13 protein-coding genes are annotated in these 13,484 nt (G+C 64.4%); 6 read left to right on the top strand and 7 right to left on the bottom strand.

Annotated elements, in window-relative coordinates:
• Window positions 1-68 precede the first annotated feature (68 nt).
• The 3 genes from HV675_RS17560 to HV675_RS17550 all read left to right on the top strand — a co-directional run bounded on the left by HV675_RS17560 (window position 69) and on the right by HV675_RS17550 (window position 3,539).
• A complete protein-coding gene (locus HV675_RS17560; RefSeq protein WP_175112203.1) occupies window positions 69-329 on the top strand; it encodes a hypothetical protein in 261 nt (86 codons plus the stop codon).
• Window positions 330-727: 398 nt separating this feature from the next.
• Window positions 728-1,720 carry a DedA family protein/thiosulfate sulfurtransferase GlpE gene (locus HV675_RS17555; RefSeq protein ID WP_175112202.1) on the top strand — a complete coding sequence of 331 codons (993 nt, stop codon included), beginning with the start codon at window positions 728-730 and terminating at the stop codon, window positions 1,718-1,720.
• A 94-nt stretch (window positions 1,721-1,814) separates the two neighbouring features.
• Window positions 1,815-3,539: an FAD-dependent oxidoreductase gene (locus HV675_RS17550; RefSeq protein ID WP_175112201.1), complete on the top strand. Its 1,725-nt coding sequence runs from the start codon at window positions 1,815-1,817 to the stop codon at window positions 3,537-3,539.
• A gap of 21 nt (window positions 3,540-3,560) precedes the next feature.
• Here HV675_RS17550 and HV675_RS17545 read toward each other — a convergent pair whose 3' ends face one another.
• Window positions 3,561-3,833 carry a hypothetical protein gene (locus tag HV675_RS17545; RefSeq protein WP_175112200.1) on the bottom strand — a complete coding sequence of 91 codons (273 nt, stop codon included), beginning with the start codon at window positions 3,831-3,833 and terminating at the stop codon, window positions 3,561-3,563.
• A 329-nt stretch (window positions 3,834-4,162) separates the two neighbouring features.
• Window positions 4,163-5,062, bottom strand: coding sequence for a DMT family transporter (locus HV675_RS17540; RefSeq protein ID WP_175112199.1), 900 nt, complete (start codon window positions 5,060-5,062; stop codon window positions 4,163-4,165).
• Window positions 5,063-5,286: 224 nt separating this feature from the next.
• Between HV675_RS17540 and HV675_RS17535 the strand changes: the two genes are divergently transcribed.
• Window positions 5,287-6,192, top strand: coding sequence for a helix-turn-helix domain-containing protein (locus tag HV675_RS17535; RefSeq protein WP_484555889.1), 906 nt, complete (start codon window positions 5,287-5,289; stop codon window positions 6,190-6,192).
• A 67-nt stretch (window positions 6,193-6,259) separates the two neighbouring features.
• On the opposite strand, the gene HV675_RS17530 is transcribed toward HV675_RS17535, so the two are convergent.
• From HV675_RS17530 to HV675_RS17510, 5 genes are all read right to left on the bottom strand, one after another.
• Window positions 6,260-7,594 carry an MFS transporter gene (locus HV675_RS17530; RefSeq protein WP_175112198.1) on the bottom strand — a complete coding sequence of 445 codons (1,335 nt, stop codon included), beginning with the start codon at window positions 7,592-7,594 and terminating at the stop codon, window positions 6,260-6,262.
• Window positions 7,595-7,719: 125 nt separating this feature from the next.
• Complete coding sequence (locus tag HV675_RS17525) at window positions 7,720-8,661, bottom strand: hydroxymethylglutaryl-CoA lyase (RefSeq protein ID WP_175112197.1); 942 nt, start codon at window positions 8,659-8,661, stop codon at window positions 7,720-7,722.
• The gene (locus HV675_RS17520) at window positions 8,658-9,851 is read right to left on the bottom strand and encodes a CaiB/BaiF CoA transferase family protein (protein WP_175112196.1); all 1,194 of its coding nucleotides are present in this window, start codon (window positions 9,849-9,851) and stop codon (window positions 8,658-8,660) included. The genes HV675_RS17525 and HV675_RS17520 overlap by 4 nt, the downstream gene beginning before the upstream one ends.
• Before the next feature lie 122 nt (window positions 9,852-9,973).
• On the bottom strand, window positions 9,974-10,891 hold the full coding sequence (locus HV675_RS17515) for a LysR family transcriptional regulator (RefSeq protein WP_175112195.1): 918 nt from the start codon (window positions 10,889-10,891) through the stop codon (window positions 9,974-9,976).
• A gap of 231 nt (window positions 10,892-11,122) precedes the next feature.
• Complete coding sequence (locus tag HV675_RS17510; RefSeq protein ID WP_175112194.1) at window positions 11,123-11,278, bottom strand: hypothetical protein; 156 nt, start codon at window positions 11,276-11,278, stop codon at window positions 11,123-11,125.
• 152 nt (window positions 11,279-11,430) lie between these two features.
• Here HV675_RS17510 and HV675_RS17505 point away from each other — a divergent pair, with 152 nt between their 5' ends.
• Together HV675_RS17505 and HV675_RS17500 are read left to right on the top strand one after the other, a co-directional pair.
• The gene (locus HV675_RS17505; protein WP_175112193.1) at window positions 11,431-12,390 is read left to right on the top strand and encodes a GlxA family transcriptional regulator; all 960 of its coding nucleotides are present in this window, start codon (window positions 11,431-11,433) and stop codon (window positions 12,388-12,390) included.
• 110 nt (window positions 12,391-12,500) lie between these two features.
• Window positions 12,501-13,259 carry an SDR family oxidoreductase gene (locus tag HV675_RS17500; protein WP_175112192.1) on the top strand — a complete coding sequence of 253 codons (759 nt, stop codon included), beginning with the start codon at window positions 12,501-12,503 and terminating at the stop codon, window positions 13,257-13,259.
• Window positions 13,260-13,484 lie beyond the last annotated feature (225 nt).

Genomic DNA, 13,484 nt, shown 5'->3' with positions numbered 1-13,484 from the left:
GGGTCGCGCGACAGAACGGCGAAGCTCCCCGTACAATGCTTGTTCTATAACGGATGAGGATATTTTCGATGCGCACCACCGGGTCTTCCGGGGCAATGGCCCTGCTCACCGAGTACGACGACGCGACCGGGCGCGAAATGCGCACACTTCGGCTCGAAGCGACAGAAGACGGTAAAGGCATTCTTCTCGTCGAAGTCGACGAACGCAAACCGGGTATTCACCGCGAAGTGCGTTACGAAATCACGCCGGCTGAACTGATCGCGGCCATTCGCGCGCACGGCGCCGAGTTGCCGGGCGAACAACACAACCATCACCGACAGGGAACCTGAACGGCCGGCGGCATCGCATTCGCGAGCCGCATCCTCAACCATCCCTCTCGCGCCCGCTCCGTCGCGCTTCAGCCGTTCCGTTTCAACTGGCGTCACCCCGATTCCGCTTGCCGTATGGCCTACGCGCCGTACGGCAAGCGAAACGTTGCTTACTCGAGTTTTTCCGTGGTTTCCCGTCGTTTTTCGCCGCACACCCGGACATACTATGGAGCGCGTTGGCACAGCGGCAGGACGCCGTGCCGGCCACACGCCTGAATCAATTTTTGCGGCGCGGGCAAAGCAGGTCATCCAATATTGACGGGCGCTCTGCAGCCTTGCTTGCGCGTGGCGGAAATGCGTCCATAATCCCTAATTACCTGACGCGATAGCGGCCCAGGACGGCCGCGAAAAGTAAACCGATGCTACACGACCTCGTCGAGCAATACGGGCCAGCGCTTGTTTTCGTCAACGTACTCGCCGCATCGATCGGGCTGCCCGTGCCCGCGATGCCATCCCTCGTGCTGTTCGGCGCGATGGCCGCCATGAACCCCGCAACTGTGGGAACGCAACTGTTTTCTGTACTGGTGCTCGCAATCTTCGCGACGCTGATCGGCGATAGCGCGTGGTACGTCGCCGGCCGTATCTATGGCGGCAACACGCTGAAGACGCTGTGCAAGCTGTCGCTGTCGCGTGACACCTGCGTGAAGAAGACCGAGCGGTTTTTCGGCCGCTGGGGCGTGCGCGTGCTCGCGGTCGCGAAGTTCGTGCCGGGCCTGTCGATCGTCTCGATCCCGATGGCGGGCGCGATGGGTACGCCGTACCGCACGTTCCTCACCTACGACAGCATCGGCGCGGCGCTGTGGTCCGGTCTCGGCCTCACGCTCGGCGCGCTGTTCGCGCGACAACTCGACATGCTGTTTGCCGAAGCGGGCCGCCTCGGCAAACTGACGGCGCTGATCGTGCTCGGGCTTTTGCTGCTGTACGCCGCGTACCGCTGGACGCGCCGGCGCCAGTTGCTCAAAAAGCTCGCGTCGTCGCGCATGAGTGTCGACGAGTTGTACGATCTGATGCTGAAAAAAGAAACACCTGTGCTGTTCGATATCCGGTCGGAAGAAAAGCGCAAGCTCGATCCTTTCGTGATTCCCGGCTCGAAGTTCGCTGATGAACGCCAGCTCGATGAAATCGTCGCAAACTATCCGCGCGACCAGAAGCTCGTGATCTACTGTTCATGCCCGAACGAAGTGTCCGCCGCATGGATGGCGAAACAGCTGACCGACGCCGGCTTCACCGACGTGTTGCCGCTGCTCGGCGGCCTCGATGCATGGCGCGACTCGGGCCGTCAGCTCGAATCGCTGGGCGACGAGCCCGCGCCGCATGTCGACGACGTCGGCATCTCGCCGAAGGCCGTGTAGTATCGCGCGGCGTCCGCGCGGTCCGGTCGGCGAACGGTCGCGCATGCGCGCGGCCACCTCACATCCTGATGCAACCGAAGTAAGGAGCAGTCCGATGCTTGCAGCAACCCGCGTTGATGAAGTACAAGGCGGCGAAGTCGTCGCGGACGCGCCGTTCTCGACGCTGTCGACGCGGCGTCATCAGATGTTCCCGCGGCTCACGTCAGCCGAGATCGAACGCGTGAAGCGCTTCGGCGAACTGCATCACTGGCATGCGGGCGAGTTTCTGTTTCAGACGGGCCGCACCGGCCCCGGCATGATCCTGATGCTGTCGGGCACGGTTCGCATTACGCAGCACGACGGACTCGGCCGCGAGACGCTCGTCGTCCAGCACGAGGGCGCGGGCGAATTCCTCGCCGAAGTCGGGCAGCTGTCGGGCAAGCTCGCGCTTGTCGACGGCGTCGCGATGGAACCGGTCAGCGCGGTGCTGATTCCGCCGGAACGCCTGCGCGCGCTGATCGTCGCGGAAGCCGAGCTCGGTGAGCGCATCATGCGCGCGCTGATTCTGCGGCGCGTCGCGCTGATCGAAAAAGGCGCAGGCGGCCCGATCCTGCTCGGCAAGAGTTATGACGCGCGGCTCGTCGCGCTGCAAAGCTTCCTGTCGCGCAACGGCCATCCGCATTCGGTGATCAACGAGCGCGACGAAGACGCGCTGCGCCTGATCGAGCACTTCGGCGCGCAGCCGGAAGACCTGCCGCTCGTCATCTGCCCGGACGGCAGCGTGCTGCGCCGCCCGAGCGACCCGGAACTCGCGTCATGCCTCGGCATGCTCCCGGATCTCGACGAAAAGCACGTGTACGATGTCGCGGTTGTCGGCGCCGGCCCCGCCGGGCTCGCAACCGCGGTTTATGCGGCGTCGGAAGGCCTGTCGGTGATCGTGCTCGACGGCCGCGCGCCGGGCGGCCAGGCAGGCGCGAGCTCGCGCATCGAAAACTATCTCGGCTTTCCGACCGGCATCTCCGGACAGGCGCTCGCCGGACGAGCATTCGTGCAGGCGCAGAAGTTCGGCGCGCACGTCGCCATTCCGCTCAAGGTCAAGGCGCTGCATTGCGAAGAACGGCCGCACCGCCTCGAACTCACGTGCAATGCCGGCATCCGGCACGGCAATGTGCGCGCGCACTCGGTGGTGATCGCAAGCGGCGCGGTCTACCGGCGTCCGTCGATCGAAGGTCTCGACCGGTTCGACGGCCGCGGCATCTACTACTGGGCGTCGCCAGTCGAAGCGAAGTTGTGCAAGCAACAGGAAGCCGTGCTGGTCGGCGGCGGCAATTCGGCGGGGCAAGGCATCGTCTATCTGGCGTCGCACTGCGCGCATCTTCATGTGCTGATTCGCCGCAGCGGTTTCGAAGCGACGATGTCGCGCTACCTGATCGACCGGATCCGTTCATTGCCGAACGTGACGGTTCATCCGCATACGGAAATCGGCTGGCTCGACGCGGACGAAAGCGGCCTGTCGACGATCGGTCTGAAGTCGCCGCTGCCCACCGGCAAGGACCGTTTCGACGCGCGGCATCTGTTCCTGTTCACCGGCGCCGATCCGAACACCGCGTGGCTGCGCACGTGCGGCGTGCAACTCGATGCGAAGGGCTTCGTGCTGACCGGCGCCGACTCGGCCTGCGATCTGGTGACTTCCGTCGAAGGCGTCTACGCGATTGGCGATGCGCGCGCAGGATCGACAAAGCGCGTGGCGGCGGCAGTCGGCGAAGGTGCGGCGGTGGTCGCGCAGATCCATCAGATGCTGGCGACGCAAACGGGTGAAGCGGTCGCGTTGGGCGCATAGCCCGCGCCGCGCGACCGTTGATCAGTGCTCGACCTTGGCGCGCAATTCGCGCGCCGTCTCGAGCAACCCTTCATAGCCCGAGCGTGCATGCTCGGGCAGGTCGGGGTCGCCGACCAGCGTGCCGAGCGTCTCGATCAGGCTGTACAGAATGCCGCGCGCCGCGCTCGCCGCAATGTTGCCGGACGAGACCATTTCACCCACGTGCGTGACTGCGGCATCGAGGTGTTCGATATCGGGCGCGCCATCGCCTTCTGGCCGATTCTGCGGTTGTTTGTCAGGAACATCGCCGGTCATGGTGGTGTGCCGTTTCCGTTGGTCTATCGTTGATCGAAGAGGCTGTTTTCGTTATATACCGATCGCGCGCAGTCGTCCACGCGCGCGACCACACGGTACGTCATCGATCGGCGCGACCAAAGGCCACATAGCGGCCTTTACACCGGGCCTCACAGCGAGTCACACACCGGGCCACACCAGCCCCGCGTTGCCCCTTCATCGCGTCGCCCGGCGTCATGTATCCGACTTCCTGTCCAATGTTCGCGCCGTACACGCGAATCTTCCGCATGCGGATTTCCGCGACGAACACATCGTTGCCCGCGGTTGCCCGTCGCACGTGAGTGACGGCGCTACAGAATGCTGCTTTTCCGAATGAACAGCCGCGGCACCGCACCGAATGCGACCAGGTTGCCGAGCGCGACCAGCGCCAGCCCGAGCACGGCCAACGCCGACCAGCGATAGCCCTCGAACACCGTCGATACCGTGAGCGCAACGAACGGGAACAGCACCGTGCAATACGCGGCGCGTTCCGGCCCGATTCTGCCGACCAGCGTCAGATATGCGGTGAATCCGACCACCGAACCCGGCACCGCCAGATAGACGAGCGCGCCGAGATACCGTGCATCGGTTTGCGGCGCGAACGACAGGCCCGCGAGCGCGCTGCCGACGGTCAGCACCGCCGCGCCGATCAACATCGCCCAGCTATTGGTGACAAGCGGATGCAAACCCAGCGCCTGCATGCGGCTCGACAGCAGACTGCCGGCCGAAAAACAGAGCGTGCCCGCGAACGCGATCGCGAAGCCCAGCCAGACTGCGTGATCGCCGAAATGCCCGCTAATCTGCTGCAGCGACAGGCACACGATGCCGGCAATGCCGAGCAGCGCGCCCGCAATCACCGCGGGTTGCAGCGGACGCCCGAGAAACAGCCGGCCGTTGATTGAATTCAACAATGGCGCGATCGAGAACACGACCGCGACCAGACCGCTCGGGACGGTACGCTCCGCATAGTAGAAGCACAGGAAGTTGAAGCAGAACAACGTGAGCCCCTGTGCCGCGAGATATCGCCACGCCTCGCGCGGCGGGCGCATCGGCCGGCGCATCACCGCGAGCAGCGCGAACAGCACGGCCGCGGCGAGCCAGAAGCGGTATGCGATCGACACCGGCGGCGGCACATCGCCCAGTTGCCATTTGATCGCGATCCATGTGGTGCCCCAGATCAGCACGGTGAGCGAATAAAGCAGCAGATTCATCGAAAGCGCCTGCGTCAGGAAGTCGGTGCTCGACTATGCGGCAGGCCATGCCGGACCACTTGTCTGGAATTGCGCATTTCGCCGGCGCCCGCACGGGCGCGAGCGCCGCGAGCCTTATACTGCGCCTTGTCACCGTTCGATCACACGTGCCGAAACCGCTACTCGCCACCGTTGCGTTGCCCACCGTGGAATCTTCTGCGCTCCCCGCCACTGCTGCCGCCGCCATTGCCGCCGCCGAACCGTCGGATCCGCCGTTCGGCATCCAGTCGATTTGCCATACGCTGGCCGTGTCCGACGCGACACTCGACCGTTTCGCATGGCTTGGCGATCAGCTGGCCGTTGCGGTCTGGACCCGCGAGACGAAGGAAGCGGAAACCGTTTATGAGCAGCCCGGCCATCACACCCTGTCGTGCTATCTCGATGGCGGCCATCGGACCGAGCGGCAGAAGATGCCGGGCCGCTACGGCGCGCCGAGCCGGCTCTGCGCACTGCCCGGCGAGCATGAATCGCGCTGGTGGGTGCGCGGTCACATGCATTTCCTGCATCTATATTTCCTGCCCGAGCATTTCACGCAGCGCGCGATTCGCGAACTGGATCGCGAGCCGCGCGAGCTGACCCTCGCGGACCGGACGTACTTCGAAGATGCGCGTATCGCGAGCCTGTGCCAGTCGCTCGTGAACGGCCAGTGGGATGATGCCGACGGACGCTTGCGCGCGAACGAAACCGCGCACGAGGTGCTGTCGCTGCTGCTGCGCTCACAGGGTGTGAGCCGCGCCGGCGCGGCCCTCAAGGGCGGCCTCGCGGTGGCGACGCGCCGGCGGCTGCGCGACTACATCGACACGCACCTCACCCAGCCGCTCACGCTAGGCGAACTCGCGAATGTCGCGAATCTATCCGAGTATCACCTGTCGCGGATGTTCAGAGTGTCGTACGGACTGCCGCCGCACGCATGGATCGCCCAACAGCGCATCGAACGCGCGCGCGAACTGCTGCGCACCACGACGCTGCCGCTTGCGGACATCGCCGCGCGATGCGGGTACGCAAACGCGAGCCACTTCAGTCATCGCTTTCGCGAGGCCGTCGGCGCGGCGCCGATCGTTTATCGCGCTGCGTTGGGCGTCGCCGGGTAGCGAGATCTTTGATTGATCGACTGACGGCGGGCGGCAGCGCGTGGGCCCACCACCGCGCGCGCCACCTTCACTTCGTCGTGTGGTCTTTCCTGCGCAGCGCTTCGGGCAGGCCGAACATCAGGATCGCCGCGCACAGCAGGCTCATGCAGCCGATCGCATAGAGCGCCGGCGTGGTGCTGCCGGTCACGTCGCGAATCCGTCCGACCATGACCGGGCTCACGATGCCGCCGATTTGACCCAACGTATTGATCAGCGCGAGACCGCCGGCCGCACCCGCGCCGCTCACGAGCTTCGGCGGCAATGCCCAGAACGCCGGAATCGACGCGACCACACCCGCGCCCATCACCGCAAGCGCGATGACGAGAAACACCGTCTGCTTGTCGAAGATGCCGGCGGCAAAGAAGCCGATCGTCGCCATCAGCAGCAGGCCCGCGACGAACTTGCGGCGCTCGCCGGTCGCATCGGACAGACGTCCGACCACCACCATGCACAGCGCGCCGCAAATATAAGGAATCGCGGTCAACAGCCCGATGATCGTCGGATTGTGCGTGCCCGCGCTGCGAATCAATTGCGGCGCCCAGAAGTTGAGCCCGTACGACGCGACCTGGATCAGGAAGTACACGAACCCGAGCGTCAGGAAACCCGGCGTGCGGATCGCCTCGCCGAACGACTGGCTGTGATGCTTCTGCTGCGTCTGACCTTCGATCTGGCTCGACAGGTACGCTTTTTCCTGCTGCGTCAGCCAGCCGGCGTCCGCGACACGATCCTTCAGCACTTTCAGCACGAGCAGGCCGAGCACGATGCAAGGCAGCCCGCCGAGCAGGAACAGCCAGTGCCAGCCGCGAATGCCGTACACGCCGTCCATATGCCCGAGCACGAGGCCCGAAATCGGCGCGCCGACGAGTCCCGAGAATGCGGACGCGAGAAACAGCAGCGACGTGATGCGGCCGCGGAAGCTCGCCGGAAACCACAGCGTCAGGTAATACAGCACGCCGGGTGCGAAGCCCGCTTCCATCGCGCCGATCACAAAACGCAGGCCGTAGAACTGCCACTCGGTGTGCACGAACACCATCGCCGCGGTGGCGAGCCCCCACGAAATCATGATGCGGGCAATCCAGCGGCGCGCGCCGACCTTGAAGAGCAGCATATTGCTCGGCACTTCGAAGATCACGTAGCCGACCACGAACAGGCTCGCGCCGAGGCCGTAAGCAGTATTCGAAAAGCCGAGATCGCTTTGCAGCTGGAACTTCGCGAAACTGATGTTGATCCGGTCGAAGAACGCAAACAGGTAGCAGACCATAATCAGCGGCATCAGCCTCCATGCGACCTTGCGGATGATGTCCGCCGCATCCTGGATGCTGGTTGCCGGTTGCTCTGATGCGATTGCGCCTAGATCACTCATTTGCGTCTCCGTGCCGGATTCAGCTTGCGCGTCCCGGTCGTGCGTGTTGTGTGTGGGGTTGTTTCGGATCGGTCTTCAACGGCTCGAACGGGGTTGACTCTGTGCAGCGTGCGGTGCGGTGCGTTTCACATGCACACGATGCCGTCCGGCACCGGATGCAGGTCCTTGTTGCGGCCGGCCTTCGCCACCTGTCCCGACATCTCATGGCCGAGCAGCGCGGGCAGCGTGCGCGACAGCGTGATCAGCTTGTCGAGATCGATGCCGTGCGGAATGCCGACTTCGTCGCACATGTTCACGAGGTCTTCCGTGCAGATGTTGCCCGACGCGCCCGGCGCGAACGGACAGCCGCCGAGACCGCCGAGCGATGCGTCGAACCGGCGTGCGCCCACTTCGTACGCGGCCATCACGTTGACGAGGCCGAGGCCGCGCGTATTGTGGAAGTGCAGCGTCAACGCGCTGGCGGGAATGCGGCCCAGCACGCGTTTGACGATGCGCGCGACCTGACGCGGATTCGCCATGCCGGTCGTATCGGCCAGCGTGATGCCCTGCATGCCGAGTTCGAGATACCGGTCGACAATCGACGTCACGAGGTCTTCGTCGATCTTGCCTTCGAACGGGCAGCCGAACGTCGTCGCGACCGTGCCGTTGCGCGTAACCGCCGTGCCGCGCGTGAGCTCGACGATCTTCGCGAACGCGGCGAGCGATTGATCGCGCGTCATGCGCATGTTCGCGAGGTTGTGCGTCTGGCTCGCGGACATCACGAGGTTCAGCTCATCGGCACGCGACTCGAGCGCGCGCTCCGCGCCGCGCCGGTTCGGCACGAGCGCGACGTAGATCACCTCCGGGTTGCGGTGAATCTGATGAAACACCGCCTCGCCGTCGCGCAGCGCCGGAATCGCTTTCGGCGACACGAACGAACCTGCCTCGATGCGCGAGAAACCCGCGGTCGACAACGCGTCGATCAGCGCGACCTTGTCGGGCGTATCGACCCACGTCTTTTCGATTTGCAGGCCGTCGCGCGGCGCGACTTCCTGCACGATCAGCTTGTCGTATTGAACGTCACTCATTGCACGGCTCCTTCGCGGCGCAGCCGCGCGATGTCGTCAGGCGCGAAGCCCAGGTCGGCGAGTACGCCGTCCGTGTGCTCGCCGAGCGCCGGACCGCTCCAGCGCACTTCGCCCGGCGTGTCGGACAGTTTCGGCACGATGCCCGGCATCTTCACCGATGCGCCGCCCGGCAGTTGCGCGCGCAACAACATGTCGCGCGCCTGATAGTGAGGATCGTTGACGATATCCGCGACCGAGTAGATGCGGCCCGACGGCACGTCGGCGCGCTCGAGCGCGGCCAGCACGTCTTCGGTCGAATGATGCGAGGTCCAGGCGGTGATCGCCGCATCGAGCATCGCGCTTTGCGCGGCGCGGCCGTCGTTGCGCGCCAGCGCCGGATCGTCGGCGAGGTCGGGGCGGCCGATCACCTGCATCAGCCGCTTGAAGATCGGATCGCTGTTGCCGGCAATCACGACGTACGCGTTGTCTTCGGTGCGATACGTGTTCGACGGCGCGATACCCGGCAGCGCGCCGCCGCTGCGCTCGCGCACGTGACCGAGCAGGTCGTATTCCGGCACGAGGCTTTCCATCAGATTGAACACGCTCTCGACCAGCGACACGTCGACCACCTGGCCTTCGCCCTGGCCGGTCTTCACGCGCAGCACCGACATCAGCGCGCCGATCACGCCATGCAGCGACGCGAGCGAATCGCCGAGACTGATGCCGACGCGGGCCGGCGCGCCGTCCGGCTCGCCGGTCGTGTAGCGGATGCCGCCCATCGATTCGCCGATCGCGCCGAAGCCCGGCCGGTCGCGGTACGGACCGGTCTGGCCGTAGCCGGAGATACGGACCATCGTGAGCTTCGGATTGATTGCGTGCAGCGTGTCCCAGCCGAGACCGAGCTTTTCGAGCGCACCCGGGCGGAGGTTTTCAACGAGGATGTCGGCGTCGGCAACGAGCCGTTTGACGACGTCGGCGCCGTCGGCCGACTTCAGATTCACGCAGATGGATTTTTTGTTGCGGGACTGGAGATACCACCAGAGCGACGTGCCCTCATGCAGCTTGCGCCATTTGCGAAGGGGGTCGCCACCGTCGGGCGCTTCGATCTTGATGACTTCCGCGCCGAATTCAGCGAGAAGCCGTGCGGCGAATGGCGCGGCGATCAATGTTCCGATCTCGACAACGCGAATACCCGAGAGAGGACCACTCATGATGCTGTCTCCTTTAATGCTTGAAAACCCATTGGAAGACAGCTTAGAAGCCACGCGGATACAGCGTCCACCCTCCATTCACCAATGACCTTTCGCGATACGCGAAAGGTCACGGTGCCACATCACGCCGCGCTTTCGACCGCGCGCAGATGGTCGAACAGCAACCGGCCAACGGGCGAAAGCGCACCCGCGTCGCGCACGACAATCACCAGACTGCGTTCGGCCCATTCGTCTTCCAGCTTAACGGCGACGAGACCAAGCGGCTTGCCCATGATCTGAAAAACATTCGCCGGCAGCACGCCCACGCCCATATCGGCCTGGACCATCCGGCAGACCGCATCGAAGCCCGGCACGTGGATGCGCAGCCGCAGCGGCTTGCCCGCCTGGCGCGCCGCCATATGCGTGCGCGCATTGATCGAGCTCGCCGAATGCAGGCCGACGTGGTCGCTGTCCAGCGTTTCGGCGAACGTGACGCGCTCGCGGCCGGCGAGCGGATGGTCTTCGCGCATCACGACGACCAGCGAATCGCGCCGATAATGCGTGGCCTGCAGGCCGCGCGTATCGGCTTCGCCCGAACAGATGCCGAGGTCCGCGAGACTGTCTGCCACCGCCTCGACGACGCCGCCGCTCGGCCGCTCTTCGAGATCGATCTTGATCTGCTCGTTGACCGCGAGAAAGGCGCGCAGATCCTCCGGCAGGAATTCGACGATCGCCGAAAGATTCGCCATCATGCGCACGTAACCGCGCACGCCGCTCGCATGACCCGCGAGTTCGATGCCGATATTCTCGACGTCGCGCATCACACGCCGCGCGTGATGCAGCAGCGTTTCGCCGGCCGCCGTGAGCGTCATGCCGCGTGCGGTGCGCTGAAACAGCGTGGCGCCGACCGCCTGTTCCAGTTCGAGCAGCCGCTTGCTCGCCGCCGAGATCGCGATCGCTTCGCGTTCGGCAGCACGCGTGAGCGTGCCTTCCTCGTAGACGGCGATGAATAACTGAAGCGTCGTGAGATCGAGTCGTCTCAGCAGGTTCTTCAAAACCATAGGTCGGTGCGCAAAAGCGGGAAGTGGGAGCCGGTCCGTATTTTGCCGCGATGCGGCTCAAGGTGCTGGCAAGCGTGCAAATCAGGCCGACACTAGCGCGTTTTGCGCACTGCACATTACGCATGCGGCCACATCGCTTCGCACAGCAGGCTTACGGTTCGGTCTTCACGGCCGTGCGAAGGCCTGGCAGAAAACCGGCTCCCGTCACGCTGCGGGCCAATCCCGCCGCCTTCAATCGATCCCGCTCAGCGAAACCGGATCGCTCGCCGGAAAGGTGTCCATCAATGCCTGATCGACGAGCCAGTCGCGATGCTCGCTCGCGCTCTGTTTCTCAACCGCGGATACCTGTTCGCGTAATTCGAAAACGGGTTTGATATCCTGCTTCATGGTGCGCTCCTTAAACGGGAAAAGGGGTGGTGTGGGCTTCAGTATTGACGAGCCATGCGCCCCATACAATCGTGGCGCGCCGCTTAACGCTGCCAGACATACGACGTCCGCTGCCAATGCGTGGCGGGCCGATCAAACGAGGAGAAGAATCGATGCCGAGCGTCGCGATTGCGATCTTTCCGGGCGTGCAAGCTCTCGACGTTGCCGGACCGGTCGACGTATTCGCCGAGGCGAACCGGTTTGTCGACGCCGCGGACCACTATCACGTCACCCTGCTCGCCGCGGATGCGGGCGTCATGCGCGCATCGAACGGCATGTCGCTAACCGCCGACGCAACCTTCGACGAGACGCGGCACGGCTTCGATCTCGCGCTGGTTGCGGGCGGCCCCGCGTTGCCGGAGCTTGCGCCCGATGCACGGTTGCTGGACTGGCTGCGCGATGCGTCGGAGCGTTGCGCACGTTATGGCTCGATCTGCACCGGCGCCTTCGCGCTCGGCCATGCGGGCCTGCTCGACGAGCGCAACGTCACCACGCACTGGCAGCATGCCGCGCAACTCGCCGCGCAATTTCCCCGCGCGCGCGTGGACTTCGATCGCATCTATCTGCGCGACGAACGTCTTGTCACGTCGGCAGGCGTGACGGCGGGGATCGACCTGTCGCTCGCGCTGGTGAGCGAATTCCACGGTCCGCAAGTCGCGCTCGCGGTCGCGAAACGGCTCGTCGTGTTCTCGCAGCGCCAGGGCGGGCAGTCGCAGTTCAGCCCGTATCTGACCGCGCCGGCCGATGAGACTTCACCGGTCGCCAAAGTTCAGACGCATGTGATGGCGCATATCAGCGAAAGCTTCACGGTGAAGCAGCTTGCGGATGTCGCGGGGATGAGCGCGCGCAACTTCGCGCGCGTGTTCGTGCAGGAAACCGACATCACGCCACACGAGTTCATTGAACGCGCGCGAATGGACGCCGCGCGCAAACTGCTTGAAAGCACGAATCTCGCATTGAAGACGATCGCCTACGATTGCGGGTTCGGCACGGCCGACCGGATGCGCATCGTGTTTACGAAGCGCATTGGCGCAACACCGATGCAGTATCGCGAGCGGTTCAAAAATAGTTGACCGGTGGGCGCGAAGGGCGCGACGCCCAACGAGCTATGACGCGCACGCAATGCTCAACATTGCATGAGAAAATAATATGAATTGACAACCAACTTTCACGGGGTTCCCTGATGCCTGCCACCGACGCTTCCGTTGCCGTTCGCGCGATTATTACCGGCCATACCCGCGGCCTCGGTGAAGCCCTCGCCGACACGCTGCTCGCGCGCGGCATCGCGGTGCTCGGCCTGTCGCGCCGCGCGCATGCGACGCTGGCATCGCGCGACGGCACGCCGTTCGAACAGGCCGCACTCGATCTCGCCGACAGCGAACAGCTCGCGCAGTGGCTGGGCGGCAATCATCTGCGCCGGTTTATCGGCGATGCGCAGCGCGTGCTGCTGTTCAACAACGCGGGCGTCATGCAGCCGATCGGGCCGTTCGATGCGCAGGAGCCAGCAGCCGTCGCACGGTCGGTGATCCTGAATGTCGCTGCACCGTTGATGCTGGCGAGCGCTGTGGCCAACGCCAGTGAGCGCGCGGCGGACCGGCGCATCATCCATATCTCGAGCGGCGCCGGACGCAATCCGTATGCGGGCTGGAGCGTCTATTGCGCCACCAAGGCGGCGCTCGATCACCACGCGCGTTCAGTCGCGCTGGATTCGAATCGCGCGTTGCGCATTTGCAGCATTGCGCCCGGTAGGCTCGACACGGACATGCAGGCGCAGATTCGCGAAACCAGCGTCGACCGGTTTCCGATGCGCGAACGGTTCGTCGAATACAAGCGTACCGGCACGCTGGCCGCGCCGCAGGCTGCGGCGGTAAAAATGATCGACTACGTGCTGAGCGATGCATTCGGCGCATCGCCGACGGCGGATCTCAGAGAACTGCCTTAGGCCGGGGCCGGTAACACCTTCCGACGTGGCATTCAGCAGGCCCTTCAAAGTCCGCTGAAAAGCATGCCTTTCGAATTTTTTCAGCCATTGCCTGCCGCCGAATTTTTTTCGGCAGGCCAAACCGTTTTTTTTGCCGGTCATTCGTTGTAGCGTCAACAGACGCATTTCTTCAACCGCTTGCGGTGCCGTCGAACAATTGGGCTTTTGCGTTCACGCGGCGCCGAT

Origin of the sequence: Paraburkholderia solisilvae (assembly GCF_902859875.1) — a bacterium.
In the GTDB taxonomy this organism is placed as follows: Bacteria; Pseudomonadota; Gammaproteobacteria; order Burkholderiales; family Burkholderiaceae; genus Paraburkholderia; species Paraburkholderia solisilvae.
Note: the sequence above shows the minus strand (reverse complement) of the source record. Positions and strands in the feature narration are given on the sequence as shown.

Bases quoted from the DNA above. Each gene is read 5' to 3' on its own strand.
- HV675_RS17505 (WP_175112193.1), top strand. From the start codon at position 11,431: ATGCCGAGCGTCGCGATTGCGATCTTTCCGGGCGTGCAAGCTCTCGAC.
- HV675_RS17560 (WP_175112203.1), top strand. From the start codon at position 69: ATGCGCACCACCGGGTCTTCCGGGGCAATGGCCCTGCTCACCGAGTAC.
- HV675_RS17520 (WP_175112196.1), bottom strand. From the start codon at position 9,851: ATGAGTGGTCCTCTCTCGGGTATTCGCGTTGTCGAGATCGGAACATTG.
- HV675_RS17545 (WP_175112200.1), bottom strand. From the start codon at position 3,833: ATGACCGGCGATGTTCCTGACAAACAACCGCAGAATCGGCCAGAAGGC.
- HV675_RS17525 (WP_175112197.1), bottom strand. From the start codon at position 8,661: ATGAGTGACGTTCAATACGACAAGCTGATCGTGCAGGAAGTCGCGCCG.
- HV675_RS17540 (WP_175112199.1), bottom strand. From the start codon at position 5,062: ATGAATCTGCTGCTTTATTCGCTCACCGTGCTGATCTGGGGCACCACA.
- HV675_RS17510 (WP_175112194.1), bottom strand. From the start codon at position 11,278: ATGAAGCAGGATATCAAACCCGTTTTCGAATTACGCGAACAGGTATCC.
- HV675_RS17550 (WP_175112201.1), top strand. From the start codon at position 1,815: ATGCTTGCAGCAACCCGCGTTGATGAAGTACAAGGCGGCGAAGTCGTC.
- HV675_RS17500 (WP_175112192.1), top strand. From the start codon at position 12,501: ATGCCTGCCACCGACGCTTCCGTTGCCGTTCGCGCGATTATTACCGGC.
- HV675_RS17515 (WP_175112195.1), bottom strand. From the start codon at position 10,891: ATGGTTTTGAAGAACCTGCTGAGACGACTCGATCTCACGACGCTTCAG.
- HV675_RS17530 (WP_175112198.1), bottom strand. From the start codon at position 7,594: ATGAGTGATCTAGGCGCAATCGCATCAGAGCAACCGGCAACCAGCATC.
- HV675_RS17555 (WP_175112202.1), top strand. From the start codon at position 728: ATGCTACACGACCTCGTCGAGCAATACGGGCCAGCGCTTGTTTTCGTC.